The organism is Bacillus sp. NPDC077411 (assembly GCF_044543425.1).
GTDB lineage: Bacteria > Bacillota > Bacilli > Bacillales > Bacillaceae_G > Bacillus_A > Bacillus_A bruguierae.
On sequence record NZ_JBITWA010000006.1, the window covers coordinates 35563 to 62519 of the forward strand.

25 protein-coding genes and 2 riboswitches are annotated in these 26957 nt (G+C 36.7%); of the genes, 7 read left to right on the top strand and 18 right to left on the bottom strand.

Annotation, left to right across the window (positions count from 1 at the left end):
• Window positions 1-42: 42 nt before the first annotated feature.
• Together ACIGHG_RS10050 and ACIGHG_RS10055 are read left to right on the top strand one after the other, a co-directional pair.
• Window positions 43-285, top strand: coding sequence for a DUF2626 domain-containing protein (locus tag ACIGHG_RS10050; RefSeq protein WP_020061634.1), 243 nt, complete (start codon window positions 43-45; stop codon window positions 283-285).
• A 106-nt stretch (window positions 286-391) separates the two neighbouring features.
• Window positions 392-1786, top strand: coding sequence for an L-cystine transporter (locus ACIGHG_RS10055; protein WP_396548325.1), 1395 nt, complete (start codon window positions 392-394; stop codon window positions 1784-1786).
• Between the two features lie 312 nt (window positions 1787-2098).
• Here ACIGHG_RS10055 and ACIGHG_RS10060 read toward each other — a convergent pair whose 3' ends face one another.
• A complete protein-coding gene (locus ACIGHG_RS10060; RefSeq protein ID WP_139207622.1) occupies window positions 2099-2314 on the bottom strand; it encodes a DUF3912 family protein in 216 nt (71 codons plus the stop codon).
• Window positions 2315-2666: 352 nt separating this feature from the next.
• Between ACIGHG_RS10060 and ACIGHG_RS10065 the strand changes: the two genes are divergently transcribed.
• Window positions 2667-2960 (top strand): hypothetical protein, encoded by a 294-nt coding sequence (locus tag ACIGHG_RS10065; protein WP_396548327.1) that lies wholly within the window; start codon window positions 2667-2669, stop codon window positions 2958-2960.
• A gap of 239 nt (window positions 2961-3199) precedes the next feature.
• On the opposite strand, the gene ACIGHG_RS10070 is transcribed toward ACIGHG_RS10065, so the two are convergent.
• The 8 genes from ACIGHG_RS10070 to ACIGHG_RS10105 all read right to left on the bottom strand — a co-directional run bounded on the left by ACIGHG_RS10070 (window position 3200) and on the right by ACIGHG_RS10105 (window position 14120).
• Window positions 3200-3691 carry a hypothetical protein gene (locus ACIGHG_RS10070; RefSeq protein WP_396548329.1) on the bottom strand — a complete coding sequence of 164 codons (492 nt, stop codon included), beginning with the start codon at window positions 3689-3691 and terminating at the stop codon, window positions 3200-3202.
• 15 nt (window positions 3692-3706) lie between these two features.
• The gene (locus ACIGHG_RS10075) at window positions 3707-4684 is read right to left on the bottom strand and encodes an HD domain-containing protein (protein WP_396548458.1); all 978 of its coding nucleotides are present in this window, start codon (window positions 4682-4684) and stop codon (window positions 3707-3709) included.
• Entirely contained in the window at window positions 4684-5061 is a 378-nt protein-coding gene (locus tag ACIGHG_RS10080; RefSeq protein WP_396548331.1) for a nucleoside 2-deoxyribosyltransferase, read from the bottom strand. The genes ACIGHG_RS10075 and ACIGHG_RS10080 overlap by 1 nt, the downstream gene beginning before the upstream one ends.
• A 58-nt stretch (window positions 5062-5119) precedes the next feature.
• On the bottom strand, window positions 5120-5323 hold the full coding sequence (locus ACIGHG_RS10085) for a DUF3966 domain-containing protein (RefSeq protein WP_090913785.1): 204 nt from the start codon (window positions 5321-5323) through the stop codon (window positions 5120-5122).
• 269 nt (window positions 5324-5592) lie between these two features.
• Window positions 5593-7335 (bottom strand): DUF2339 domain-containing protein, encoded by a 1743-nt coding sequence (locus tag ACIGHG_RS10090; protein WP_396548333.1) that lies wholly within the window; start codon window positions 7333-7335, stop codon window positions 5593-5595.
• A gap of 451 nt (window positions 7336-7786) precedes the next feature.
• Window positions 7787-8845, bottom strand: a complete 1059-nt coding sequence (locus tag ACIGHG_RS10095) for an undecaprenyldiphospho-muramoylpentapeptide beta-N-acetylglucosaminyltransferase (protein WP_396548335.1) — start codon at window positions 8843-8845, stop codon at window positions 7787-7789.
• Between the two features lie 41 nt (window positions 8846-8886).
• On the bottom strand, window positions 8887-12288 hold the full coding sequence (gene metH / locus ACIGHG_RS10100) for a methionine synthase (RefSeq protein WP_396548337.1): 3402 nt from the start codon (window positions 12286-12288) through the stop codon (window positions 8887-8889).
• Complete coding sequence (locus tag ACIGHG_RS10105) at window positions 12285-14120, bottom strand: bifunctional homocysteine S-methyltransferase/methylenetetrahydrofolate reductase (RefSeq protein ID WP_396548339.1); 1836 nt, start codon at window positions 14118-14120, stop codon at window positions 12285-12287. Before ACIGHG_RS10105 ends, metH begins: the two co-directional genes overlap by 4 nt.
• A gap of 134 nt (window positions 14121-14254) precedes the next feature.
• Window positions 14255-14365, bottom strand: a riboswitch (SAM riboswitch).
• Between the two features lie 201 nt (window positions 14366-14566).
• Window positions 14567-14686, top strand: a riboswitch (SAM riboswitch).
• A gap of 74 nt (window positions 14687-14760) precedes the next feature.
• Between ACIGHG_RS10105 and ACIGHG_RS10110 the strand changes: the two genes are divergently transcribed.
• Window positions 14761-15873 carry a methionine biosynthesis PLP-dependent protein gene (locus ACIGHG_RS10110; protein ID WP_336471244.1) on the top strand — a complete coding sequence of 371 codons (1113 nt, stop codon included), beginning with the start codon at window positions 14761-14763 and terminating at the stop codon, window positions 15871-15873.
• Window positions 15870-17072 (top strand): cystathionine beta-lyase, encoded by a 1203-nt coding sequence (gene metC / locus ACIGHG_RS10115; protein ID WP_396548341.1) that lies wholly within the window; start codon window positions 15870-15872, stop codon window positions 17070-17072. The genes ACIGHG_RS10110 and metC overlap by 4 nt, the downstream gene beginning before the upstream one ends.
• A 250-nt stretch (window positions 17073-17322) precedes the next feature.
• On the opposite strand, the gene ACIGHG_RS10120 is transcribed toward metC, so the two are convergent.
• Together ACIGHG_RS10120 and ACIGHG_RS10125 are read right to left on the bottom strand one after the other, a co-directional pair.
• On the bottom strand, window positions 17323-18102 hold the full coding sequence (locus ACIGHG_RS10120; RefSeq protein ID WP_336471242.1) for a class I SAM-dependent methyltransferase: 780 nt from the start codon (window positions 18100-18102) through the stop codon (window positions 17323-17325).
• A 13-nt stretch (window positions 18103-18115) separates the two neighbouring features.
• The gene (locus tag ACIGHG_RS10125) at window positions 18116-18961 is read right to left on the bottom strand and encodes an MBL fold metallo-hydrolase (RefSeq protein WP_336471241.1); all 846 of its coding nucleotides are present in this window, start codon (window positions 18959-18961) and stop codon (window positions 18116-18118) included.
• A 356-nt stretch (window positions 18962-19317) separates the two neighbouring features.
• Here ACIGHG_RS10125 and ACIGHG_RS10130 point away from each other — a divergent pair, with 356 nt between their 5' ends.
• Window positions 19318-19608 carry an ArsR/SmtB family transcription factor gene (locus tag ACIGHG_RS10130; protein WP_020062633.1) on the top strand — a complete coding sequence of 97 codons (291 nt, stop codon included), beginning with the start codon at window positions 19318-19320 and terminating at the stop codon, window positions 19606-19608.
• Window positions 19609-19765: 157 nt separating this feature from the next.
• Here ACIGHG_RS10130 and ACIGHG_RS10135 read toward each other — a convergent pair whose 3' ends face one another.
• Together ACIGHG_RS10135 and ACIGHG_RS10140 are read right to left on the bottom strand one after the other, a co-directional pair.
• Window positions 19766-20881: a class I SAM-dependent methyltransferase gene (locus ACIGHG_RS10135; RefSeq protein WP_336471240.1), complete on the bottom strand. Its 1116-nt coding sequence runs from the start codon at window positions 20879-20881 to the stop codon at window positions 19766-19768.
• Between the two features lie 11 nt (window positions 20882-20892).
• The gene (locus tag ACIGHG_RS10140; RefSeq protein ID WP_336471239.1) at window positions 20893-21522 is read right to left on the bottom strand and encodes an MBL fold metallo-hydrolase; all 630 of its coding nucleotides are present in this window, start codon (window positions 21520-21522) and stop codon (window positions 20893-20895) included.
• A gap of 164 nt (window positions 21523-21686) precedes the next feature.
• Here ACIGHG_RS10140 and ACIGHG_RS10145 point away from each other — a divergent pair, with 164 nt between their 5' ends.
• On the top strand, window positions 21687-21860 hold the full coding sequence (locus ACIGHG_RS10145) for a DUF2759 domain-containing protein (RefSeq protein ID WP_090913764.1): 174 nt from the start codon (window positions 21687-21689) through the stop codon (window positions 21858-21860).
• Window positions 21861-22248: 388 nt separating this feature from the next.
• Here the strand turns inward: ACIGHG_RS10145 and ACIGHG_RS10150 are convergent, their stop codons facing one another.
• The 5 genes from ACIGHG_RS10150 to ACIGHG_RS10170 all read right to left on the bottom strand — a co-directional run bounded on the left by ACIGHG_RS10150 (window position 22249) and on the right by ACIGHG_RS10170 (window position 26951).
• A complete protein-coding gene (locus ACIGHG_RS10150; protein ID WP_396548345.1) occupies window positions 22249-23226 on the bottom strand; it encodes an ROK family glucokinase in 978 nt (325 codons plus the stop codon).
• Between the two features lie 206 nt (window positions 23227-23432).
• Entirely contained in the window at window positions 23433-23639 is a 207-nt protein-coding gene (locus tag ACIGHG_RS10155; RefSeq protein WP_336471237.1) for a YqgQ family protein, read from the bottom strand.
• Window positions 23640-23752: 113 nt separating this feature from the next.
• Window positions 23753-24322, bottom strand: a complete 570-nt coding sequence (locus tag ACIGHG_RS10160; RefSeq protein WP_336471236.1) for a 5-formyltetrahydrofolate cyclo-ligase — start codon at window positions 24320-24322, stop codon at window positions 23753-23755.
• Window positions 24323-24373: 51 nt separating this feature from the next.
• The gene (gene rpmG / locus ACIGHG_RS10165; RefSeq protein WP_012095458.1) at window positions 24374-24523 is read right to left on the bottom strand and encodes a 50S ribosomal protein L33; all 150 of its coding nucleotides are present in this window, start codon (window positions 24521-24523) and stop codon (window positions 24374-24376) included.
• A 70-nt stretch (window positions 24524-24593) separates the two neighbouring features.
• Window positions 24594-26951, bottom strand: coding sequence for a sugar phosphate nucleotidyltransferase (locus ACIGHG_RS10170; RefSeq protein ID WP_336471235.1), 2358 nt, complete (start codon window positions 26949-26951; stop codon window positions 24594-24596).
• Window positions 26952-26957 lie beyond the last annotated feature (6 nt).

Consider the following 26957-nt stretch of genomic DNA (forward strand, 5'->3'; position numbering starts at 1 on the left):
ATTAAAAAGAGTATTGAGTTCATATAAAGGGAGGGGAATGGGATGGAGCGCATGTTTCGCGTTCTCGGCTTTTGGACTGGTATTTTTTCCGTAATGTTTTATTTAGGGGATATGTATGGGGCAGCACTATTGTTTTTAGGACAAACAGGTTTTTTTGTACTTTTAAGTTATTTAAAATTAACAGAGCGCATGTACATTTATGTTTTTGGGGCATATTTAACAGTCTTCTTCATTGGGTTTACATACTATACGACATTTCTTCTTACACCAGGAATTGGACATTAAGATGGCATATATGCCATCTTTTTTTATCTTCTTTTAATTACCTAGTTGACTTATTGGTTTTCTTTGAATATATTTATATGTAACAAATTTTAAGGAGGAAAACAGTATGGATACATTGTTAGTTAGCATAAACATCATCATTATGCTTCTATTAGTCGGTGCGCTATATTATATGCAACGTAAACATCTTTCTTTTAATAAACGTGTATTTATTGCGCTCGGACTCGGAATTATATTTGGACTTATTTTACAATTTTTTTATAAACCAACTTCTGAAGTCATTATCCAGTCTAATAATTGGTTTAACTTAATCGGAAGTGGCTATGTTAAATTATTACAAATGATCGTTATGCCACTTATTTTAGTTTCAATTATTTCAGCGTTTACAAAATTAAAGCTAACCAATAATCTTGGCAAAATTAGCGGCCTTATTATCGGCATTTTACTTCTTACAACTGGAATTGCGGCTGCAGTCGGAATTGCAGCAAGTGCTGGTTTTGACTTGCAAGCAACTGGCTTGCAGCAAGGAAGCGCAGAGGCAGCTCGCTTAAAATTAGTACAAGAAAAATTCACTTCCATTGAGCAAACACCCATTCCACAAAAATTGTTGGAACTACTTCCTGCAAATCCATTTCTAGATTTAACAGGTGCTCGTCCAACATCAACAATTTCTGTTGTCATTTTTGCCGCATTAATTGGGATTGCCTTCTTAGGAGTGAAAAAGAAATATCCCGAACAAGCGGAACAATTTAAGAATATGCTAGATGCCGTATATGCGGTCGTCATGCGGATGGTTACATTAATTTTACGTCTTACCCCATACGGCGTACTTGCTCTAATGGCAAAAACAGTTTCAGGAAGTGATGTGCAAGCTATTTTAAAACTTGGTAATTTTGTTTTGGCATCTTACGTAGCACTTATTGTTATGTTTATTATTCACTTATTACTGATTGCTCTTTCTGGTTTAAACCCAATGCAATATTTGAAAAAGGTGTTCCCTGTTTTAACATTTGCGTTTACTTCACGCTCAAGTGCAGGTACAATGCCGTTAAATATTGAAGCGCAAAAAGAAAAACTTGGCGTTTCAGAAGGAATTGCAAACTTTGCTGCTTCCTTTGGTGTATCAATTGGTCAAAACGGATGTGCTGGTATTTATCCTGCAATGCTTGCCATGATGGTCGCGCCAACAGTTGGCATCGACCCATTACAGCCGCAATTTATCTTAACGTTAATCGCTGTTGTTGCAATTAGTTCATTCGGCGTTGCTGGTGTCGGAGGCGGAGCAACATTTGCAGCACTCATCGTACTTTCTACTATGAACTTGCCAATTGAAATTGTTGCTCTATTAATCTCTGTTGAACCATTAATTGATATGGGACGCACAGCTTTAAACGTGAGCGGCTCTATGACAGCTGGTCTTATTTCTAGCAAATGGCTTGGAGAGTTAGATGTACATGCGTACAATGAAGCAGTCAATAAAGCTGAAGAAGTTGCATTATAAGAAAGAAAACACCCTGGATTGCCAGGGTGTTTTTCTTTCTTATAATGCTAGTTAAAATGAAAATGATCTGTTTAAGCCTCACTGCATCAACTTATAGAAAAGACTTTTTATCCCGCTATTCGTGGGCAGTAATACTCCCACCTCAAAATTCGGTAAAAGCATTGTCCAGCTCCAGTGGCTAGAATGTTCGGTGGGAGATAAACTGCTGGCATGCGCCCGATTGGGAGGGCTAATAATCAGTGGGGGATGAAGAAAACCCCCACTGATTAAAGTTTCACTTTATGACCTTCAATATCATACACAGCTATTGTTTTATAAATAACCTTGCTCTTCACACCAATCATGAAATTGCCGAACATCTACATCAATTAAAACAATATCTTTTAATTCAATATCAATATCCATACCGTCAATTACAATCACATATTTTGCACTGTTCTCCGCACTATCTCGTTTTATGATTCCTATTTGATTTCGATGCGGTCCATCTTTTACATATGCTTTTTGTCCTGTAATATCAAAGTTCAACATCTTCACCTCTTTCATTTGCTCCACTTATCTATGTATATGATGAAACAGTGAAAGAGTACTCTACTTTTTTGCTTTATTACAATTATTTTTCATTTATTTTAATTTTATAAAATATACATAAAAATTCGTGTTAGAAATGAATTGATAGCGCTTTCTTAAATGGACTCATGTTATACTAATACAGTGAAATCGCCATCAAAAGGTGGCTTCACTAATGGTCATTTTCATACATCGTTTTTTACGGGCAGTTATTCTTCACAATCTTTTTGGCTTTCTCACAGTCTTAAGGTGAAGGGCTTACTGTCCGCAAATAGCGGGATAAAGTCGAAATTCTTAAAGAGGAAAAACAATGAATACAGTAATAATTACAAAAATCATCGAAACTTTAAAATCATATGGATTTCAAGATGTAACATATTGTGAAAAAACAAAACAATATCTATTTCAAAATGTAACAGATATTATGAGTGGCTATGCGGAAATTACCTATAGTGCTCAATTTGAAAAGTTCAGCGTGCACATTCATCCTATCGAAACGCATCACCTTACAGAATTGCATGAAGTCGAAAAGCATATACAATCTTGCATCCGAAAGGTTGAGTATTTAAATACGATTATTGAAAATAATATATATATAAGTTAAAAACTAACATAAAACCCCTTTCTTTTTATGGGAGAACAAGAGCATCTGGCCGTGCATAGAAGCGGTCAGGGTCTTTTCCTGCCACATGCGAGGTTAAAACAAAAGGGAGCAAGTGAGTTCAGGTCATGTTGTATTCTGCATAGCAGCGACTTATATGTAAAAAAATTAAAAAGGATTTATATAAAAACGTAGAACATACAATTATTCTGTAAAAAAGAACGTGCTAAGCACGTTCTTTTTTATACATTCATATTTTCTTTAATCTTAAGACCTGTCACATTCTCTAATAATTCAATCGCTTCTTCTAATGTCATATCAAAAATCGTTTGCTTATCTTCTACATAAGGGAATTGGGGGAAACACTTCTCTAACTTTTTCACTGCATCAGCTGAAAACATCGCACTATCCACATGAAATTCTGCTTCTAATAACACGATATAGTCTAATGATTGAAACCCTAAGCCATTCAAAAAGGTAATGAATTTCTCTTTTGGCTGCGACGACATAAAAACATTACGCTCAAGTTCATAAAATAATTCTTCACCTAAAATCTCTTCTAGTTCCTCATCATGTTCACGATTGATAATCTCTTCGTACCCATAATCATCGACGAGTTCTTCTACTTCTTCGCCGTCTTCAAATAGTAATTGTGCTAAAGTTGCACCTTTCTTATATTCACTTTGCTGTATAACTGTTAAAAAGTTTGTTTTCCATCCTTGTTCTACATTCATATTTTATAACTCCTTTTATACACTCTTTATTTTTACATATACGTTTTGTTTCAATTGCTTTTTCGCTTTCTCATTACACTGTTTAACAAATGGAGATGCGACAGACGCTCTTTGCATCATATCATTTATATAAATGAGCGGATCAATTAATCGTTCTTTTCCCCCCTTATAACAAATGTCATACTCTGTGTCACTCTCTTCCAATACTACTTTCGAATGTAGCGAACTCAGCATCTTATCAATTTCACAATCTCCGCAATTTCGTAATAGATGTAACACCGTTTCATCATCAGTTGAAAAGTCAGATAGGTGTAAAATATTTCTTTGCAACGCTTCTTTTAATACCTCTGTTAATATATAGTAACCATACGAATTCAACGGATGCAAAAAGAACTCAATCGTTTCTTTGTAATAAGCTTCTGTAAACCATTCTGCTGCCTGTACAGATTGTAAACAGATTTGTCCGTTATGAACGGTTACATCTTCTAAAAAAGAACACACTTCTTGCTTTGAAATCATTCCATATGTATATAAATCCCGTAACGTATAGTCTATACGATCTGCACATAAATTCGGAAGAGGTTGCTCTAACAACGTCCATTGTTCCCATTTCTCAATCATTCTATAATCATAGCCATATCTCTGCAAAATAGATGGGATATCTGAAGCTTCAATAACATTCATAAAAATTTGTTCATGATAATCCTCATCTTGCTCTTCTAATACGTGATCTACAATGTGGGAAAATGCTGTATGAGATACATCATGAAGCAATGCCGCAATTTGTTCTTCTACACTACCACCTAACATTTTCACAAGAATCATAACACCGACAGAGTGCTCATAACGTGTTACGTTCCACGTTGGATTCACAAGAAAGCTTGCACCGCCTTGATGAATCTTCTGTAAACGTTGTACTGCCTTTGATTGTAATAGTTCTGCGAGCACACCATCTATATAATGTTCACCATATATAGGATCATTAATTGTAATCATGTCCCTGCACCTCCTAATACTTGTTCAATAAATCCATCTATACTGTCTTCAACTATACACACTTCTGGTAAATGGTAAAATGTTGTATCCAAAGGACTATTTCCGCTATATACAAATATTTCCTTTCCCCAAGCAAGTGCCATTCCGAATTCGGTATGACTTCCTTTTCCACCACTTAATAAAAGCAGAAAAACGTCTGCGTCTCGTACAGCTTGTTTTTCTGCTTGTCCAATACTTTGTAATTCTAATCTATTTGTCGCTTTTTCATTTTTTGTCCAATCATATGTATGAATCCACCCTGCTTGTTTCAGTTTATCCGCTACAAGGTGGACAATGTGTTTATTTGTAAAGGCTGAAGCAATGTAAAATTTCATGCTACCTCTCTCCTTCATATACAAAAATAGGTAGAAAAATCTTAGGGGAAAAGGACATTTACAATTCTCTATTTACTTTTTTATCAATTTTATCATTCAACATATCTAATTCTGCTGTAATTTCTGATTTTTCTAATTTTCGTTCTTGTGAAAAATTCCGTCCCATATAAACTATAATACTACCAATATACAATACTAAACAAACAACTAGAGCAATATTTTCATAGAGACTTAGCCCCAACGTAGTCACTCCTAATCTCATCCGTATTTACACGCGTCAACAATTAGAATTTCCCTATCAAATCTATGTTATTGTAACATAAAGTGAAACTTCCGTCAGTGGGGGTTTTCTTCATCCCCCACTGACGGTTAGCCCGCCCAATCGGGCTTTTACGAGCAAGTTATTCCTGACCTATCTTCTTTGCTTCTCTCTGAATCTTGAGGCGGGGGTCTTACTGCCCACAAATAGCGGGATAAAGTATGCAGTTATCTCTATCTTAAAAAGCAATCCTAGATGGATTGCTTTTTTTACTACTCACCTTTTTCTTTCGAGAAAAACATTCTAGAAATAACAATCCCTAGCCCACCAATAAGTAAGAATAATACTGCACGAATCATCATTGATACTTCTGGTAAATCTAAGAAGAATAACTTAATCACAGTCACAACTAACACGACTAATCCGGCGTATAATATTTCATTCATCCCTCTATTACGACCAAACCAAACTGAAACTAAAGCATATATCATCCATAAAAAAGAGACAAATACACTAATAATACTTCCGTCTGTTGAAAGAACCTCTCCTATTCTAGTAATCGTAATAAATACGAGCAACATAAAGCCATATAACGTAATCGAATACACATACTTCCCAAAATGTTGCAACATTGGTTTCACTTTCACCATTCCATAATAAAATGTTCCAACTAAAATGAGATGGGCTATAAAAGCTGCTGACATGAATGTCTCAAATGGACTAACAAGCGTTTGCAACATACCGATTATATAAATAACCGCACTAATATAAAATTTGATTCCTTGTTTTAATTTCGCAGAAGTAACGACGCCTAAAAAACCTTGTAGCATCAATACAATTGCTCCATTCACTAAACTAAATTCATATAAAACCGCTAAACTAAACGACCCCATCGCAAAACCAAATAAAAGATCCGTAAATAACGATTTTTTATTTTTCATATAGTCAGCTACAAACATTACAGTGTGTACAATTGTACTAATTACCAATCCCCATGTTGTAAAATCTGGAATCTTCACAATTACCATAATAAAGAAGATTGCATTAGCACTAAACAAAGCCATTCTAGGTTGATAAATAAAACTTCGATCAATAAACATATGCCAGAAAAGCAGAATATGAATGAATCCATAAACAATCGTTAATTGCACTTGTAAGTGCCCTAATAACACTGTCATAATTACAAAAAAGACAAACGTTACAAGTACAGAAACGGAGTAAGATATCATATATAAATATTGATAGCAATTTTTATACGCATACCATAATAAACTAATCGTTAACACTGTTTCATATCCAAAGAAAATGTAAGGGTTAGGTGTTGTACTATTTAATAAGAACGGTACAAAAAAGGCTCCTACAGATACAAATATAGCGAGATACTCTGATTGATATCGCTTAGCTAAATAGATACCGAGTATAATCCAAATAATGTTAAATATGAATGCAATGCTTGCTGGAAAGAAATGATACAAATAATGCGCAGCGAACGTCGTTAACACAATGCCTGTAATACTTCCTCCAGCTAACACTAAACCTAAGGCTTGACGTTCTTTTTTTATTTGTATATCACCTACATAATACAAAACAACTGATAATGCTACGCCAAATACAATACGAATTGCTGGAGTAAGTAATCCTGCATCTACTCCCGCTTTAAATAGCCAAATTACCCCAAGCAGCATAATGGCAACGAAAATACGCGGCAGCCACGTTTGACAAAATTTTATAATATCAAATGGTTCAGGCTTAAATGCCGATATATCTACCTGCTTTATCTCCGGTTCCTTCACACTTTTTTGGCTAATGACTCCTTCTTCTTGTCGTACATTTTGCACAGGGATACTGACTTCTTGTTTTTTCTCAATAGGTTTCTTTTCAATAGATGCCTTTACTTGTTGAACCCTTTCTTCGTCCATTGCCCTTTGCTGTGCTTTTAACTCATAGAGCGTCTCCCGCATTGTATCAATTGCTATTTCTAGAGATTCTATTTTTTTGTTCAAATCTTGTTTCATTTTCTCCCCCCTCTTATCATGTTGTTAAATAGTAACTACTCCGTCATACATTTCATTTAGAAGTTTAATAAGGAGTATGATTCCAACGAAAATACGCTCCTTATTGCCTATAGGAAGTTATTTTCATTTTTGGCATATAGACCACTGTCATGCAAACAGAGCAGAGGCCTGGTCTACTTTTGTTTTCAAATTTTGCACGTGGCAGGAAGAGACCTTGACCACTCCTATGCATCGCCAGTCCCTCCTGGCCATTGTAAAAAAGACTTTTCTCCCTTTTTACATAGTAACTGAGTAGTTACGTTAAATAGAAATACACCTATAATTGGTTTTATTACCAATTAACTACATCATAATATTAGTTTATTCATTTTTTAAGAGAATATCAGAAAAAATTCATAACTACTCCGTTACTTTATGAAAAAAAAGGCGGAAAAGCATGATTTCATAGAAATCATGCTTTCGTTACATAATCAATAATCGTTTGCAAGGCCTCTTGGCCGCTATATTGCTGCATCGATCTTTTATACTGCAAACGATTTTTATACAGTTCTTCTACATATTCAATTAGCAAAGTTTCTGTTATGTCTTCTTCAAATAACACACGTCCATATCCCTGTTTTTCAAAAGACTGTCCGTTTAAAATTTGATCCCCTCGGCTCGCAGATTTTGGAAGAGGAATTAATAACATTGGCTTTTGTAATGTTAAAAACTCGAAAATCGCATTGGATCCTGCACGAGAAATGACAATATCAGTTGCCGCTAATATATCAGGAAGTTCATCGTGAACATATTCAAACTGCTTGTATCCCGGCGTATTCTCAAGTTTTTCGTCAATATTTCCTTTCCCGCACAAATGAACAATTTGATAGTTTTGCAGGAGGTTCGGTAATGCACCGCGTACTGCTTCATTAATGCGCCGTGCTCCTAAGCTGCCTCCCATAACCGTAATAACTGGTTTTGATGCAGTGAATCGTAAAAATTGCAGTCCTTTGTTTCGACTTCCCTGCAATACCTCTTCTCGCACAGGTGAACCAGTAAATACTGTTTTTTCTTTCGGTAAATGTTTTTTCGCTTCTTCAAACGTAACAAATATTTTCGAAGCAAAGCGAAGAGCAATTTTATTTGCAAGTCCAGGCGTCATATCAGACTCGTGTAAAAAAACAGGAACACGGTTTAGCCACGCTCCAATTACAACTGGTACAGACACAAAGCCGCCTTTTGAAAAAATAACATCCGGTTTTAACTTTCGAATAAGGAAATACGCATCCATAACCCCTTTCATAACAAGAAAGGGGTCTTTTATATTTTTTAAATCAAAATAACGGCGAAGCTTTCCGCTCGCTATTCCATAATAAGGAACCCCTTCTTTTTCAATAATCGTCTTTTCGATTCCATTATGTGAACCAATATAACACACCTTCCAACCGCTCTTTTGAAAATGTGGTATAAGCGCTAAGTTCGGCGTAACGTGACCCGCAGAACCCCCACCTGTAAATATAATCGTCTTCACAGTATGTCTATGTCTCCTTTTAGTAAAAGTTTTACTTTTAATTATAACACACTGAAATAACGCGCTTCTGGATGAGCAAACACCATAGCCGATACAGAAGCCTCTGGTTCCATCATAAACCCTTCCGTTAAGGAAATTCCAATTTCTTCAGGGCGAAGCAACCGGAATAACTTTTCTTGATCAGCAAGTTCTGGACACGCAGGATAGCCAAAAGAAACGCGAATTCCTTGATACTTTGTCCGGAACCGCTCTTCCATCGTCATATTTGGTGAATCTGGAAATCCCCAGCGATCACGGATGAGCATATGCGTTTTTTCAGCTAGCCCTTCTGCAAGTTCCAGCGCAAGTGATTGAATCGCATGGCTACGCAAATAATCGCCTTGTTCTTTCCACTTTTCTGCAACGGCACGAACACCTTTCCCAACTGTTACAGCTAAAAAAGCAACATAATCCATCTCATCTCCAACCGAGCGCAAGTAATCACCAAGCGTGCGATGCGGTGCTTTTCCTTGTCTTGGAAATGTAAAACGCTCTAGCACACGATCTTGATCTTCTGGATCATAAATTAAAATATCTTGATTTTCACTTTGTGCAGGAAAGAATTGATATACAGCGCTCGGACGTAACCATGATTCTTCCCCGCGAAGCAATTCATCGATTAAGTCGTTCAGTTCATGAGCCCTTCCATCTCCTTCTTGTAGCAACTTTTTCACATTCCCTTTTAAACCTAAGTGATGTCCAATTAACATTTGCCGATTTAAAAACGGAGAAAGATGTGCTACTGAAATATCCCGAAGAACGACACGTTTTGTAGAATGCGGTACGATTACTGGTACTGGCGGCAATTTTTCAATTGGAATCGGTACCTCTACTACCTTCTTCTCTTCTTGTACAACAACATGTAAGTGACGCTTCGCTTTTTCCTCAAGCATTTTTTCTCGTTCCTCTTCTTGCTGCAAACGATTGATAAGATCTAATCCTGTCATCGCATCGCTTGCATATAGGACAAGTCCTTGATAAGAAGGAGAAATCCGCGTTTCTGTGAATTTCCGAGTCAGCGCGGCACCTCCTACAACAATAGGAACATCAATATTTGCCGCTTTTAAGTCTTCTGCTGTTGTTACCATTTGCTGCGCGGATTTAACAAGTAAGCCTGATAAGCCAATAATATCTGGTTTTTGTTCTTTTACCTCTTGAATAATACGATCAGATCGCACATTAATACCGAGGTTTACAATGTCATATCCATTATTTGATAAAATAATTTCTACTAAATTTTTACCGATGTCATGCACATCACCTTTTACTGTCGCAAGTAATACTTTCCCTTTCTTCGCACTATCACTTGCCTCCATATACGGCTCTAAATACGAAACGGCCGCTTTCATACTTTCCGCACTTTGCAGCACTTCTGCAACAATAAGCTCATTATTATTAAATAAACGTCCCACTTCATCCATGCCTGCCATAAGTGGTCCGTTAATAATGTCAAGCGGCTTTCTTCCTTCATCTAGTGCCTCTTGTAAATCAACATGTAATCCCTGCTTTGTCCCTTCTACAATATAATGAGATAACCGCTCATCAAGTGTTAACGTTTCAGCTGCTACAACTTCTTTTTGCCTCACATTTCGATAAAAATTTGTAAATTCCTCTAACGTTTCTTTTGTCGTCTCAAACAAAAGTGCATTCGCCAATGCCTTTTCTTCTTCAGAAATAGAAGCATAACGCTCTAGCTTTTCAGTATTCACAATTGCATAATCTAAACCAGCCTTTGTCGCATGATATAAAAAGACGGAATTTAATACTTCGCGCCCTGCTAGCGGTAAACCAAATGAAATATTACTTACACCTAATATCGTTAAACATTCAGGCATCTCTTCTTTTATGAGCCGAATGCCTTCAATTGTCGCGGCAGCTGAACCGATGTATTCTTCATCACCTGTTCCAACAGGAAAGACAAGTGCGTCAAAAATAATATCTGACGGACGCACTCCATATTTTATTGTTAATAGCTCATAACTTCTTTTAGCAATTTCAAGCTTCCGCTCAGCTGTTACCGCCATACCAACTTCATCAATTGTTCCCACAACAATAGCCGATCCGTACTGTTTAATAAGTGGAATCACTTTTTCAAAACGCTCTTCTCCATTTTCTAAGTTAATAGAGTTAATCACCCCTTTTCCTTGCAAATAAGTAAGAGCTCGATTCATCACTTTCTCATCAGTCGAATCAATCATAATTGGCACCTTTAATACTTTCGTCGCAGCTTGCAGGAAATTCTCCATATCTTCTATTTCATCACGGTCTGGGTCTGCCATACAAATATCAATAATATGGGCATTTTTCTTTACTTGTGCCCTTGCTACTTCTGCTGCCTCTTCAAAATTCCCTTCTGCAACAAGACGTTTAAATTTGCGTGAGCCAATTACATTCGTGCGCTCCCCAACGAATAACGGGCGCATAGAATCTTCATATTGCAGCGCTTCAAGTCCGCTAATTCCATGTCCTTTTCTTTCTCGTTTCACACGCGGTTCAAATGATAATAATGCCTCTTTCATCGCACGAATATGTGCCGGCGTTGTCCCGCAGCAACCGCCAACAATATTCACCCAGCCTTCTTCTGCAAACTGTTTCACTTTATGGGCAAGGGACTGCGGAGATTCATGATAATGACCGTCTTCATCTGGAAGTCCAGCATTTGGATAACAAGAGATATAACACTCAGATAACTCTGCAAGTGAACGAATATGTTCTCTCATAAACTCTGGTCCTGTTGCACAGTTTAACCCAACCGATAATGGATTCATATGCTCTACCGATAAGTAGAATGCTTCAATTGTTTGCCCAGCTAACGTCGTTCCCATCGGTTCAATTGTTCCGGAAATCATAAGCGAAACTTTTTTCTCTGTCTCAATAAATGCTTTTTCAATTCCTAAACAGGCTGCTTTTACATTTCGCATGTCCTGACTTGTTTCTACAAGTAACAGATCTACACCGCCGCGCAGTAAACCGCGCGCCTGTCTCGTGTATGCCTCAATAAGCTCATGAAAAGTAACGCCACCCGTGACACTAATCGCTTTTGTCGTCGGACCCATTGCACCGGCTACATATACTTCTTTGCCGCTCTCCTTGACAGCCTGTTTCGCTAACCTGGCAGCCCGTTCATTCAACTCCTCATCTAAGTGAGAAAGGTTATAATCACTGAGTACAATGTTCGTTGCACCAAATGTGTTCGTTTCAATAATATCTGCTCCTGCTTCAATATACTCTTTATGAATATATAAAATAACGTCTGGCCGAGTTTTTACTAAATATTCATTACAGCCCTCATATTCTTCTCCTCCAAAATCTGCAGCCGAAAGGTTTTCTTGTTGAATCATCGTTCCCATTGCACCATCTAATATTAAAATTTCTTGCTGTAATCTTTCCTCGATTGGTCTCATATATTCATTCCTTCTTTCTGCTCTTTCCTTGCTTGAATATACTGAACAAGCGTTTCTGTCACTTCATATTTTAAAAATGGTGTAATTAAATAAATACCATTGAATAACTCCATCGCAGCATCAATTAATTCTTTAGATATACGAATTCCTTCTGCCACTGCTTCTTCTGATGTTTTATGTCCGTCCATACGCCTTCTCACTTCTTCTGGAAGGGTAATGCCTGGCACCTCAAAATGTAAAAAGTCTGCATTTCGTTTACTTACAAGCGGCATAATCCCAATAAAAATTGGGTGTTCGATATGCTTCGTCGCTTCATACACGTTTCGAATGACTGCTGCATCATAAATGGGCTGTGTTAAAAAATACTCAGCACCAGCTGCAATTTTTTTCTCCATACGTTTTACAGCTGCCTCGATATGTCTTACATGTGGATTAAAAGCCCCACCAACCGAAAAACGGGTAGCTGCTCCTATTGTTTTTCCTAAGATAGACCGGCCATTGTTCATTTCTTTAATCATTTTAATGAGTTCTATAGAAGAAAGGTCATATACAGATGTTGCACCAGGAAAATCACCAACCCTCGCAGGATCTCCAGTTAATGCTAATATTTCCTCCATGCCGAGCGCTGCTAATCCTAGTAAATGAGACTGCAGCCCAATCACATTATGATCACGGCACGTTAAATGAATTAATATAGGGATATCGTGCTTTGTTAATAACGCTCCCATTGCCATATTTGATACGCGAGGCGACGCTAAAGAATTATCAGCTAACGTAATGGCATCTGCTCCTGTACGCTTCAACGCCTTAGCTCCTTCAAAAAATCTCTGCGTATCCAACGTTTTGGGTGGATCTAGCTCAACAATCACTGTCGTTTCCTTTTTCGCTTTTTCTGCTAATGTAATTCGATCTACTGTATTTACACGCTGCTTTGCTATTACTTCAGCTCGCTTTACAACTTCTTTAGCTGTTACAGGATGCTCATTTTCAAGTGCTCGCTTCATCGCTTCGATATGAGAAGGAGTTGTACCGCAACACCCCCCAAGCAGCCTAACGCCTTGCTTAATAAATTCCGGCGCCATTTCTTCAAAATAAGCCGGGCTTCCTTCGTATACGTAACGGCCCTCTACATATTTAGGAAGACCAGCATTTGGATACGCAGATAAATAACTATATTTAGGAATTTCTATCGTCTTAAAAGATTCAATCATATGAAGCGGCCCTAACTGACAATTTAATCCAACCACATTTGCACCATACTCTATAAGCTGCTTCAATACATCATCTACACTATTTCCATTTTGTGTTGTACCAGCTTCATGAAGGGCAAGCTGCGCAATAAGAGGGACATTGGTTTGCTTTCGTAATACTTTTACTGCATGAAGTAATTCAAATTCATCGTAAAATGTTTCTAGTAATAACCCATCAACACTTTCTTCTAGCAGGGCATTTGCTTGCTCTAAGAGCATAAATTCACGCTCCATATCCGTGGTTGTAACTGCTCCAATATGTTTCATTCCACCGATTGTTCCTACGATTGCATTCTTTTCTGTCACCGCTTCTTTTGCATGTCTTACAGCAGCGCGGTTAATTTTCCTTACGCGATCCTCAAGACCGTACATACGAAGTTTCCCTTCATTTGCTCCGTATGTATTGGTTTGAATGACATCTGCCCCTGCGGCAACATATTGTTTATGAATCGAAATAATCCGTTCCGGCTCAGATAAATTCAATTCTTCAAAGCAGCTTTGTAAACCATGAGAATACAACAATGTTCCCATCGCTCCGTCCCCAATCACAATTCCTCTTTGCAATAAATCTAGTAGTTTCACATGTCTCCCTCTCTTCTTTTCAATATATATAAAGTGAAACTTTAATCAGTGGGGGTTTTTATGTCGTTTTTTAATTTGTATTTATATAAAAAACCCCCTCTTCATTGAGAAGAGGGGGACAGCATTTTATCCTCCTCTTATCATTCAGAACAATTTGTTCTGCAGGTCTTAGCACCGTTTCAAACATATTGCTTGAAGGTTGCTGGGTTTCACAGGGCCTTTCCCTCCACCACTCTTAATAAGAGTTTCATTCGATTATAATTACAAAAAGTAAACATTATCCGTTCACTTATTAACAATCTTTGTTAATTTTTTCACTAATTTAGCATGTTAAAATACGAAAGTCAATGAAAATAAAGAAAAATAAAATTATTCAAAATATAGTTGCGTTTCTTTCTAAATTTGTTGTAAAGTAAAAAACATAATCAAAAACTTCATATTTCGAATTCTTATCGAGAGAGGTCGAGGGACTGGCCCAATGACGCCTCAGCAACCATTAACAAGCTTTTTATTTGTTAATAAGGTGCTAATTCCAGCAAATTGAGAACTGATTTGACAGATAAGAAGAAGACTATATTTCCCGTATATAAGCCTTCTTCTTAGAAGGCTTTTTTATTTTGTACTAGGGAGGAATTCTATTATGTCTACAATGGAAACAAAGCTTGCCCAAATTGGAAATCGCAGTGAAACAATAACTGGAGCGGTCAACCCACCCGTTTACTTTTCCACTGCTTATCGCCACGAAGGAATTGGAAAGTCAACAGGGTTTGATTATTCCCGAACTGGAAACCCAACACGCCTTCTATTAGAACGCGCGATCGCTGACTTAGAACATGGCGAGCAAGGCTATGCCTGTAGCTCAGGAATGGCTGCTGTTCTTCTTGTCCTTTCACTATTTCGCTCTGGTGACGAACTAATTGTATCTGAAGATTTATACGGCGGAACATATCGGTTATTTACAGAACACGAGCAAAAATGGGATGTTCGATGTAGATATATAGATACACAACATATAGAAGAAATTGAAAAAGCAATTTCACCGAAAACAAAAGCCATTTTCATAGAAACACCAACAAATCCACTTATGCAAATAATGGACATTGCCGCAGTTGCTGCCATTGCAAAACGTCACGACTTGCTCCTTATTGTCGATAACACATTTTACACACCCTATTTGCAACAACCATTAACAACAGGTGCCGACATTGTCCTGCATAGCGCTACAAAGTATTTAGGCGGTCATAATGATGTATTAAGCGGACTCGTTGTTGCAAAAGGGGCAAAATTATGCGAAGAACTCGCTTACTATCACAATGCATCTGGAGCGGTGTTAAATCCATTTGATTCTTGGCTTTTAATACGCGGCATGAAAACATTAGCGCTGCGCATGAGGCAGCATGAAGAGAACGCAAAAGCAATTGTTTCCTATTTACAAGAAGAAGAAGCCATAACCGATGTGTATTATCCAGGAAAAGGCGGTATGATCTCTTTTAAACTACGAGAAGAAGCGTGGATTGATCCATTCTTACAATCGCTTTCTCTTATTACGTTTGCAGAAAGTCTTGGCGGTGTAGAAAGCTTTATTACATACCCCGCAACACAAACACATGCCGATATACCAGAAGATATTCGCATAGCACGAGGCGTTTGTAATCGTCTGCTGCGCTTCTCCGTAGGAATTGAAAACCAAGATGATTTAATTCAAGACTTACAGCAAACTTTAAAACAAGTAAAAGAAGGAGTGAGAATATGAGTTATTCCCTAGATACGCTTTTACTTCATAATCGTTTTAAGCATGACAAACAAACAGGTGCTGTAAATGTTCCTGTTTACAATACATCTACATTTCATCAATTTGATGTAGATTCATTTGGAAAATATGATTATAGTCGTTCTGGAAATCCAACACGCGAAGCTCTCGAGGAACTAATCGCTTTACTAGAAGGCGGAAGCAAAGGATTTGCCTTTTCATCTGGCATGGCTGCTATTTCAACTGCTTTTCTTCTTTTATCTCAAGGAGACCATGTCCTTATTTCTGAAGACGTGTACGGAGGTACATACCGAATTATAACGGAAGTTCTCTCTCGTTACGGCGTTTCACACACATTCGTTGACATGACAAATTTAGAAGAGGTAGAACAAAATATTCGTCCCAATACAAAAGTTTTTTACGTTGAAACACCGTCAAATCCATTATTAAAAGTAACAAATATTAGAGCCGTTTGTGAACTTGCAAAATCTGCCCATGCACTCACTTTTGTTGATAATACATTTTTAACACCCCTTTACCAAAAACCAATAGAACTTGGGGCTGATATCGTTCTCCATAGCGCAACAAAATTTCTTGCAGGTCATAGTGATGTTACTGCCGGATTAGCAATCGTAAAAGATGAAGAACTCGCACAAAAAGTGGGATTTTTACAAAATTCTTTTGGAGCTATATTAGGACCACAAGATTGCTCCCTTGTCCTTCGCGGTTTAAAAACATTGCACGTTCGCTTAGAGCACTCTTCACGAAACGCTGAAAAAATCGCCTGTTATTTACAGCAGCATCCCAAAATTAAAGATATCTATTATCCTGGGTTACCATCACACCCCGGATATGAAACGCAGCACAATCAAGCAAAATCAGCAGGAGCGGTCCTTTCCTTTACACTAGAATCTGAAAATGCATTACGACAATTTCTAGCACACATTCAACTTCCCGTATTCGCAGTTAGTTTAGGAGCTGTTGAATCGATTCTTTCGTATCCAGCAAAAATGTCACACGCTGCGATGTCACAAGCAGAACGTGAAAAACGAGGAATTTCAAATGCACTGCTGCGCTTATCTGTTGGATTAGAAAACGCAGATGATTTAATTGCGGACTTTGAGCATGCGCTTACGTATGTAGAAGAAGTCGTTATCTCTAAAAAAAGGAGTCAACTAGAGAATTATATAAATACAAATTAAAAAACCGACATAAAAACCTTTTTCTTTTTAGGCGGGCGAGGGCATCTAGCCCCGCATAGTAGCGGTCATGTTTTTTTCTGCATAACAGGAATTTACTTGCTAAAAAATGAAAACAGTAAGTATTGGTCTTTTGAAAAAGAATTATCGACTCAAAAGTTCCTTCAGAAGACTGAAGGAACTTTTCTCACATAATTCTCGTTAGTGGAAATAGAAGATGAAAGTTCATCTAGCCTTAAGCAAATTCTCCTTTTTACTTCTTACAAACAAAAATCATCTCTGCCCCATCTTCAATAGAGCTACCATCATAATTCCCATATTGCTCAGCGATTGTAAAGCCAGCAGCCTGAATCATATCCGTTATTTGTTCATAGTAGTAATATTTTAGAGACAACTGTTCTCTTAATTCTTCTTTTGTTCCGTTCTCATGTGTAATCCGAAATATATATTCAGGGTAAATAATTTGATGTTCCACATCAATTGCTTTGGCAATATGAGATTTTTGAATTGTACTTCCTGTTTGCGGATCTATCTTCTCCCATTGAATCTTTTCAGGTTGAATCCAAGTTTCATCTAATTGCTTAAAAGGGCGAAATACATTGAAAATAAATTCTCCATCAGCTTTAAGATGGTGATACACTGTTTTTAAACATTCTATTTGGTCTTCTTTTTTGAGAAGTGCTTGATATGAAATACCCGGAATTAAAATTAAATTATAGCTCTTATTCATAACAAAATTCGTCATACTTGCTTGTTGAAGATGAACATTCTTCTGAATTTCATTAGACAGTGTGTGTAGCTTTTCTTTAAGTAAATGTAGCATATATTCGGATAAATCAATTCCCCATACCGAAAAACCCGCTTGAGCTAAGGGCAAAGTAATTCTTCCTGTCCCACAAGCAATTTCTAAAATATCACCTGATAATTTAGAAGCTCTTTCAAGATAAAATGATAATTCCCCACAATCTTTCCTTTCTTCTAAATCATAAAATCTAGCTGTGTTTCCATATAGATTCCCTTTTGTTACAGCCATGTATTTTTCCCCGCTATACATCGATTTTCATCGTATCGTAAGCAAACGTTATATTCATACCTTTTGCTCGTAATTCAGCTTCAATTTCTTTCAATTCGTCATATCCGAGATTGTCTACTTCTTCAATGTGCGTAATAATTGTATGTTTTGCTCGTAATCGTTTCGCCACTTCTAGCGTATCTTCAAACGTCGCCTCGCGTATGCGTTCAATAAAGGCACGGTCTCTTATTTGCTCTTTCGTCTTCCAATCAAACTCAGCAATTCCCATCGGTAAAATAGCTACATCTAAGTTACCAATTAAATGAGTAGGTGGCTCCCATTTATATAATTCATCCATGGCAATAAGTACTCGCTTTTCTTTTTCTTCTAATAAGAATGCATAGACATATTGTTCATATAAACGAAATGGCGTAACTTTTACTTTATTTTTCACGAAGGATTGCCCATCTCGTAATACAATTAAATCAATCCATCTTTGCTGCTGCATAAATTGCAGATGGTCCCACGATCCTAAAAATTGTTTCATATCTTCCGCTACTTGCTCTGGTACATATACTGCAGTGCCCCAACCTTTGTTCGTTTCAAACGCCATCGTTTCCCAAATTCTCCGGCCCATTGTATGGTCTGGGTGCCAATGAGAGTATATCCCGGCTTCTACTTTCAAAATTTGAGATCGCTCCAATTGCAAGCGTATTTCCTCTGGAGTATCAATTAATAAGCTGAGATCGTGAATAAAAACACTTGGTCCCATTCTACTATATGGTAAACCTTCCTCTCTCGCTTCTTTACTTACTTTGCTATAACTCCCTGGCCTTGGAGTTGGTGTAGCACCGCCTGTTCCTAAAAATTCTATTCTCATGATTATCCCTTCTTTCTATCTCTATTAATTTCCAGATTAAGATATACAACTCCTCTTAAATTATCGAAAAATTTTTTCATTTTCATTATTGAAAGAAAAATAAAATATGGTAAAATTGTAATATAAATGTAAACGTTTTTTTATCGAGAACAAAAATATTCATTATTGCAATCTATAAGCACTGGTTTATCTTAATGGAAATATGTCTAGATTTACCCAATTTATTTACATCACGGTCTCTTTTCTTACAATTTCTTTACTTTAGAGCATTTTTTTTGCAACAACTATTCTCTTTGGTTTAGAATTTTGTTATGTATAGTATGGGTATAATAAGCACACATGGAGGTGGAGAAAAGATGTTAGAAACCTTTCAACAGGAATTAGAATTATATGAAAACAATGCGGAATTATTAAAAGTACTTGCTCATCCAGTTCGTTTATGTATTGTAAAAGGATTGATTGAGCGAGGGCCAAGTAACGTTTCTACAATGTATACAGGCTTAAACATGCCCCAATCTACAATTTCTCAGCATTTAGCGAAGTTAAAAAGCGCTAAAATTGTTTCAAGTGAAAGAAAAGGATTGGAAATTTACTACAAAGTAGAAAATGAAACAATTATCCAATTAGTTCGTGTATTACTAGGTTAGGTGCATTCAAATAAACAAAAGGTGTATTATGTATGTATTTTTCATCTCATATCTTTAATATAAATATATATCATGAGGTGAAATATAAACATACTCCTAAACAAAATGTCGTATTTACCTATAAAATGAGGCGCAGTATTTTATACTGCGCCTTGTTTTATGAAAAGATATGCAAATAATGATCTAAATTAAATTGAGGCAACCCTTTTTGCTGAATGACAACATCAAAAGCATCGCTTATTCCACCTTGTAAAATCATAGAATGAATCGCACGGTTTTTCTTTTGATTATCAGAAAATGGGTTACGATCTTCATGATTAACAAGTTGTTCTAAAATTCCTGCGGCAAGCAAAAATTCTCTTTGTTTCGTATGCCATACTGTTTGTAAGCCTTGTTCTTCGCAGGCAATCTTCAATGAATCCCAATGAATATGAGTTGTTATATCCATCTCTCCTGGAAATTGAAGAGGGTTACGAATCATTTGATGCTCATAATAACTTCGTAAACTTCCTTCACGACGAGCTGGGTGCATCCATTCTTCATTTGTATATCCATAATCGATTGTTATAAGTAAGCCTTCTTGTAACCATCTTGTGAGCTGTTTTACATAAACATTCATTTGTAATGGTACTTCAAATCGCTGTCCTTCATACAATTGAATTTGGTGTCTTTGTAAATAGCTTATAATCTGTTCATCATCTAACGGGCGCAATACTTCAATAAGTCCGCCTTCACTGTTATACTTTATGCGTACTTCATATAACACGCCTTCCCGCTTCTCAATTACTTCAACAGGAAACGCATCAAACAACTCGTTTGAAAAAACAATTCCTGTAAAAGCGGCATCCAATTCATCATAGGATGCATATTGCGAAACGTTTGCAAAAGAAATAAGCTGCTGTTTTTGCAACCTTCTATGAAATGGACTCACTTCTATAATAGAATATTGCATGTTTACAAACGTTTCAGGGGATATCGTTTGCCACTCTTGCAACACATCGTATGCAAACCTCCCTGTTCCACCACCAATTTCACATATATGGGGTGAAATAACTTCTCCTTTTACAAGCCGAATAAAAAAATGAGCAAATGTTTTTGCGTAAACAGAGGACACATTACTACTTGTAAAGAAGTCTCCTTGCCTGCCAATTTTTTCACGTTCTTTCATATAATAGCCGTTATTTACGTCATATAAAGCAAGGCTCATATATGTACTATAAGAAATAGACTGGTCTTTTTCTTTTTCCATCGCTTGTTTTAGAACGTGCTTCATCGCCGTTCCCCTTATTGTAAAAATGGATTATTTTCTTTTTCAAAGCCTATGGTTGTTTCTGAACCATGCCCACATAACACGCTTGTATCATCGGGTAATACAAATAACTTCTCCTCAATACTCATGATTAATTCTTGGAAGCTACCTCCTGGTAAATCAGTGCGCCCAATGCTCATTTGAAATAAAACATCCCCTGAAACTACAGCGTTTGCCTCTTTGCAATAGTACGACATACTTCCTGGTGAATGCCCCGGCGTTTCAAACATATCAAACGTAAACGAACCAATTGTTAATGTTCCTTCTCCCTCAATGATGTGATCCGCAGGTTTTGCCGTAATACTACGATTCATCATAAAAATTTGTGAACCATTAACAGTAGCATCTCCTAACCAATCCGCTTCTTCTTGATGAACATATACTGGAACTTGAAAAGCAGTACGTACTTCATCCACTGCACCAATATGATCGAAATGTGCATGTGTTAATAAAATAGCTAATGGTTTTAATTGTTCTTGTTTTACATAATTTATAAGTTTTTCTCCTTCATTACCTGGGTCAAAAATAATACATTCTTTTTGATCGTTACTTAAAATATATGCATTTGTTTGTAGTGGTCCTAATGGCATTTGAATCCAATTCATCCTTAATCTCCTCCAGTCATGACACTCACTTTCATCATACAACATTTTCTTCTTATAAGAAACGAAACGATACCTCGACAACTATATAGAAAACATGTACAATAAAAAATGAAAAAATATTACAAAAACTCAGACAAAAAACGAGAGAGTAGAGGAGGATATGTATGGGTCTTGTTATTATTTTTGCGTTAGTCACTCTGTTAGCTGTATACTCTTCTCTTAAAACGTTGCGAGACAAGAACCTTCTTGCTGGAGGCTTTTCCCTTGCAACTGTACTTGTTTTCGGGTGGTTTACAGTCATGACAGTGCTAAACAATGGCTATCCACCAACACATTAAGCAATTGTTTACAATCTCTACATACATCATGATTTCTAGCATATGAAAAAGGAAGGGTTTTCCCTTCCTTTTTCTTTTCTTGCTCATCTTCTACAAATATAAAGTGAAACTTCCATCAGTGGAGAGTTTTTTTCATCTCCCACTGATGGAAAGCCCTCACCAATCGGGCTTTTACGGGCAGTTATCCCCCACCTATCTTCTTTAGAAAGGCGGAAGCGGCTCGCTCAGAATCGTAGGACGCCCACGCCCCTGACAAAGAGGTGCTTTTTGCCTCGTCTGAGGGGGCGAAACGACCGGAGATTCTAGCCGCTAGAGCTGGACAATGCTTTCTCTGAATCTTGAGGTGGGGGTCTTACTGCCCGTTAATGCGGGATAAAGCTTTATTTTATTACTTTGCTTCACAAATATACTTTTTCACAAGCCATGCTCCGCCAATTACCCCAGCATCATTACCAAGTGTCGCAATTGCTAGTTTTGTACTTTTAACAGCACGTGAAAATGCATATTGTTCAAAATAACGTTGAATTGGTTGTAACAATGCATCACCTGCTTTTGATACACCACCGCCAATAACAATTTTCTCTGGATTTAATGTACTAGATAAATTTGCTACTGCTAGCCCTAAATACGAAGCAACCTTTTCGACTACCGTTTTTGCTAATGCATCACCTTGTGCAAGTGCGTCAAACACATCTTTAGATGTAATCTGTCCTTCTTGTTCTAACACCCTACGTAATACACTATCCTCATCTGTTTCCTGCATGTTTTGCATTGCAACCCGTACAATACCAGTTGCAGAAGAAACTGTTTCTAAGCATCCTGATTTTCCACAGTTACAAGCAAAACCATTTTCCGTTACAACTGTAATATGACCAATTTCGCCAGCCGCTCCGCTTACACCATGGACAATTTCACCGTTTACGATAACGCCGCCACCAACACCCGTTCCAAGCGTCATACAAATAATATCTTTTGAACCTTCCCCAGCACCCTTCCACATTTCTCCAAGCGCTGCAATATTCGCATCATTATCAACGACAACTGGTAAACCCGTTTCTACTTCTAATAAATCTTTAAGAGGATAGTTTTTCCACCCTAAGTTTACTGCTTCATAAATCATTCCAGAAGCACCGTGAACCGGCCCCGGGGCACCCATCCCAATTCCAGCCAGTTTGCTTTTTAACTCACCTAATTCTTGTAACTTTTTATCAATTGCTTTTGCAATATCAAGTGTAATATGTTTTCCTTGTTCACTTGTATTCGTTGGGATTTCCCATTTATGTATAAACTCACCATAAATATTAATGAATGCTAATTTAATTGTTGTTCCACCAAGATCAACACCAACCAACCATTTCTCTTCCATGTCATTCTCCTTCTTTCCTCTGTTTCTCCAGCCATTCGCTAATCAAACATTTTAATTTCTCAACATATAAACCACTGCTATACAGAACAAAAAGTAATCTACACTCATTTTCTCTCTTTGTTTTCGTATGGCACATGGCAGGAAAGGGATTTGACCGCTTCTATGCATGGCCAGATGCTCTCGCCCGCCTTAAGAAAGTTGTTTTTTCAATTTGTATCTACATGTATTTCTTTTTGAATTTCTTGCTTTAATAAAAACAAGGCAGTTTGATAATCTTTCGGTTCAATAAGCTGTGATTTATATAATTCACGAAGCTCATCGCCCATTAATTGTAAATCTGCAACACGATTTCCTGTATAAATAATCGTTCCAAATTGCTTTAATAATTGTTGAATATCATAAATAGATTTCATTTTTTCACCCTCTAAATGTCTACTTACTATAAAAACATAATAAGAAAACGTTCACATAGTTTATTATAATAAACATAAAAAAGAATCGTCAATTTATAATTTGCCTATATAAGTTATAAAATAGAAAACGTTTCTTTTTCTGTAATAATTTTCTGTACAGTCTTATCAAACGGTTCAACTGGAATATGAGAAACAATTTGAAAATCAAAAACTAATGATAGCGTTTTCCTTTTATAGTTCACAAGATAACGATCATAATATCCTCCGCCATACCCTACACGCTCTCCTTTTCGTGTAAAGGCAACACCTGGTACAAGAAGTAAATCTATCTCCTCTGCTAATACCTCTTCTGTCATAGACGGATCTGGCTCTCGTAAATTCATATAAACGGTTTCTAATTGTTCAAAACTTGTAATTTGATGGAATGTCATTGTTCTCGTTTCACGATTACATTTTGGAACAACAATTGCTTTTCCTTCTTCCCATGCTTTTTCAATAATTGCATATGTATTTACTTCGCGCTCCATAGAAAGTGTAATCCCAATTGTTTTAGCCTCAATCCATTCTCGTTGTTTATATAGAGAATCTGCAATTTTTTCTGATAAAGTCGTATACTGTTCTTCTGATAAAGCATTCATACGCTGTAATATTTCTGTTCGTAATCTTTTTTTCTCTTCTTTCATTTTGAATTCCCCCTATATACAAAAGAAACAGTAGGAAAATATTCCTACTGCTTACTTTGTTTCGCGGTGTAACGTAGACTTCTTGTCACGCTTGCAATATTTTTTAAGCTCAAGACGCTCAGCGTTGTTACGTTTGTTTTTCTTAGAGATATAGTTACGATCTCCGCATTCTGTACATGCTAGAGTAATATTCACACGCATTCTTATTTCCCTCCAGTCACTAATAACTTAAATCAGACTATACCATAATAACACTTTTAAAACAAAAATTCTACACCTTTTGATATTGTCTAATTTTTTCTATAAGATTATCCATATTCTCCTTTGCTATAACTGGATTTCTTGCATGGGAATACACGAGAAATTTCGGTTGATTTACATCCGAAACAATATAAGACCACTCTTCTTCTGCATGTGTAAACTTAATTCCTTCTAATACTTCAAACTCTCGCTGCGCCATATCTCGTAGCAACATTCCTAACACTTTTCCTTTCTCATTCCATGAACAAACTACTTCATCACACAATAAATAAAGTGGTGGGTATTGCTCTAACATCGCTGGCAATGTTTTCCCTTGAAGAACAATTAACTCCAATAATTTACCAACTCGAAATAAAATATCTTGCTGCCACCTCATTTGCAATAACTTCTTATTCTCATTATGCATATAAAAAAGAAGATAACATTCTCCTAATTTCAATGATAATGGATAGAAACATTCGTCTTTTTCAAACAATAAATTAGGAATATCAATCTCTTCACAATTTGTATTTTTGTAAATATTCCCATAAGCATCGTATAATTCAAATTCGTTCCCTTGCTCACGAAAGATAATAGCCATATCCGCTTGGCTCGATTTCATTAATGACTTGATGTGTTCTTTTTGCTCAGTGGCATATATCCACGTTACTGTACAGCCGATTTTCTGTAAAAATGAGAATAGCAAAGGCTGAAACATTTCATCCCACTTATTTATAAGAAGATGAAATTGTTGTTTTTTTATAGCAGGTACATCTATTAATTCCAAAGCAGATTCAATATACATTTCTGAACAAACATGTATGACTTCGTCATTCCCAATTTTTTTACAATCGACATATCGAAATGACTCTGCCATATACAAATTTTCGATCTCTTTTTGCTTTTTATACGTTAATCCCATTCCTTCTCCATTATAAAATTGAATAACAAGTTTCTCATCTTGCCCCTTATAAAAAAACACTCCGCCAACGACATTTGTTTGCTCGGTTGCATATCGGAAGCAAGATTCATTCATTTCTTGGCATTCCATTGTATGCACTCCCACTGTATGAACAGCATGTAAAAAAATATGTTTAAACATTTGTGCTTCTGCATGTGTACTGCTACCAATCAGCAAACTTTCTCCTTCTGCTAATAAAGAACCATATGCCATCGCCAATTTCACGACAACTTGTGGCGTAATATCTAAATTACTTCTACCGCAAATACGACTTTTCTGCAAAAAACACGAAATATTTTCATGTTCTGTAATTCCAGATGAAGCAATAATTGTACTGCTCTCAACTATCTTCTCTGGCCATACTTTCCCTTTCGTCTTAATCACTGCATTCTGACCAATTCGGCACTGATCAGCCACAACACTCTTTTCAAATAAAGTAACTCCATCTTCAATAATTGTACTGGCTCCAATTGTAGTTCCAATCAATTCGCATCGCTTTCCTACATACGTATGAGCAAGTAAAATACTTTTTTTAAGGCGAGTATATGCAGAAATTAAGCTATGCTTACCAATAATAGAATACGGTTCAATAATAACTCCTGTTTTCACTGTTGTTCCCTCACCAATAAAAGCAGGTCCGTGTATCTTTGTTCCCTTTTCAATTGTTACATCTTCTCCAATCCATACCATTGGTAACACTTCTGTATATGAAATAGGTACATGAACTTTCTTCGTAAGCAAGTCAAATTGAGCTTGGCGATATTGAGTAAACGTTCCAATATCAAGCCAATATCCATTCGCTACATATCCATACATTGCTTCTTTGTTTTCTAATAAAGGAAATACATGGTGACTAAAATCAAAAAACGTATGAGGTGTAATATAAGAAAAAATGTCGGGGTCCATGATATAAATACCGGTGTTTACTGTATTAGAAATTACTTCATTCCAACTTGGTTTTTCGATATATTTAATAATTTCATAATGCTGATTTGTAACAACTAATCCATAAGATGATGGATTAACTACTTCTTTCACAAACATCGTAACGATTCCACTATGACTATTATGAAAATCAATTCCTTTAGATAAATGAAAATCTGTTAGTGCATCTCCGCTAATTACAACAAATGGCTCATCTAAAAACTTCTCTGCTTGTTTTACACTTCCCGCCGTACCGAGAGGAGGAGTATCTTCAAAGTAATATAGTTTCACTCCCCACTTACTACCATCACCAAAATAATTTTGAATAACAGAACTCATATATTGAACAGTAATAGCAATTTCGCGAATACCATGCTGTTTCAGTAGTTCAATACTGTATTCCATCACTGGCTTTTGTAGTAGAGGTAACATGGGCTTTGGAAGGTTACATGTTAACGGACGTAAACGCGTCCCTTTCCCTCCAGCTAAAATAACCCCCTTCATCGGCAT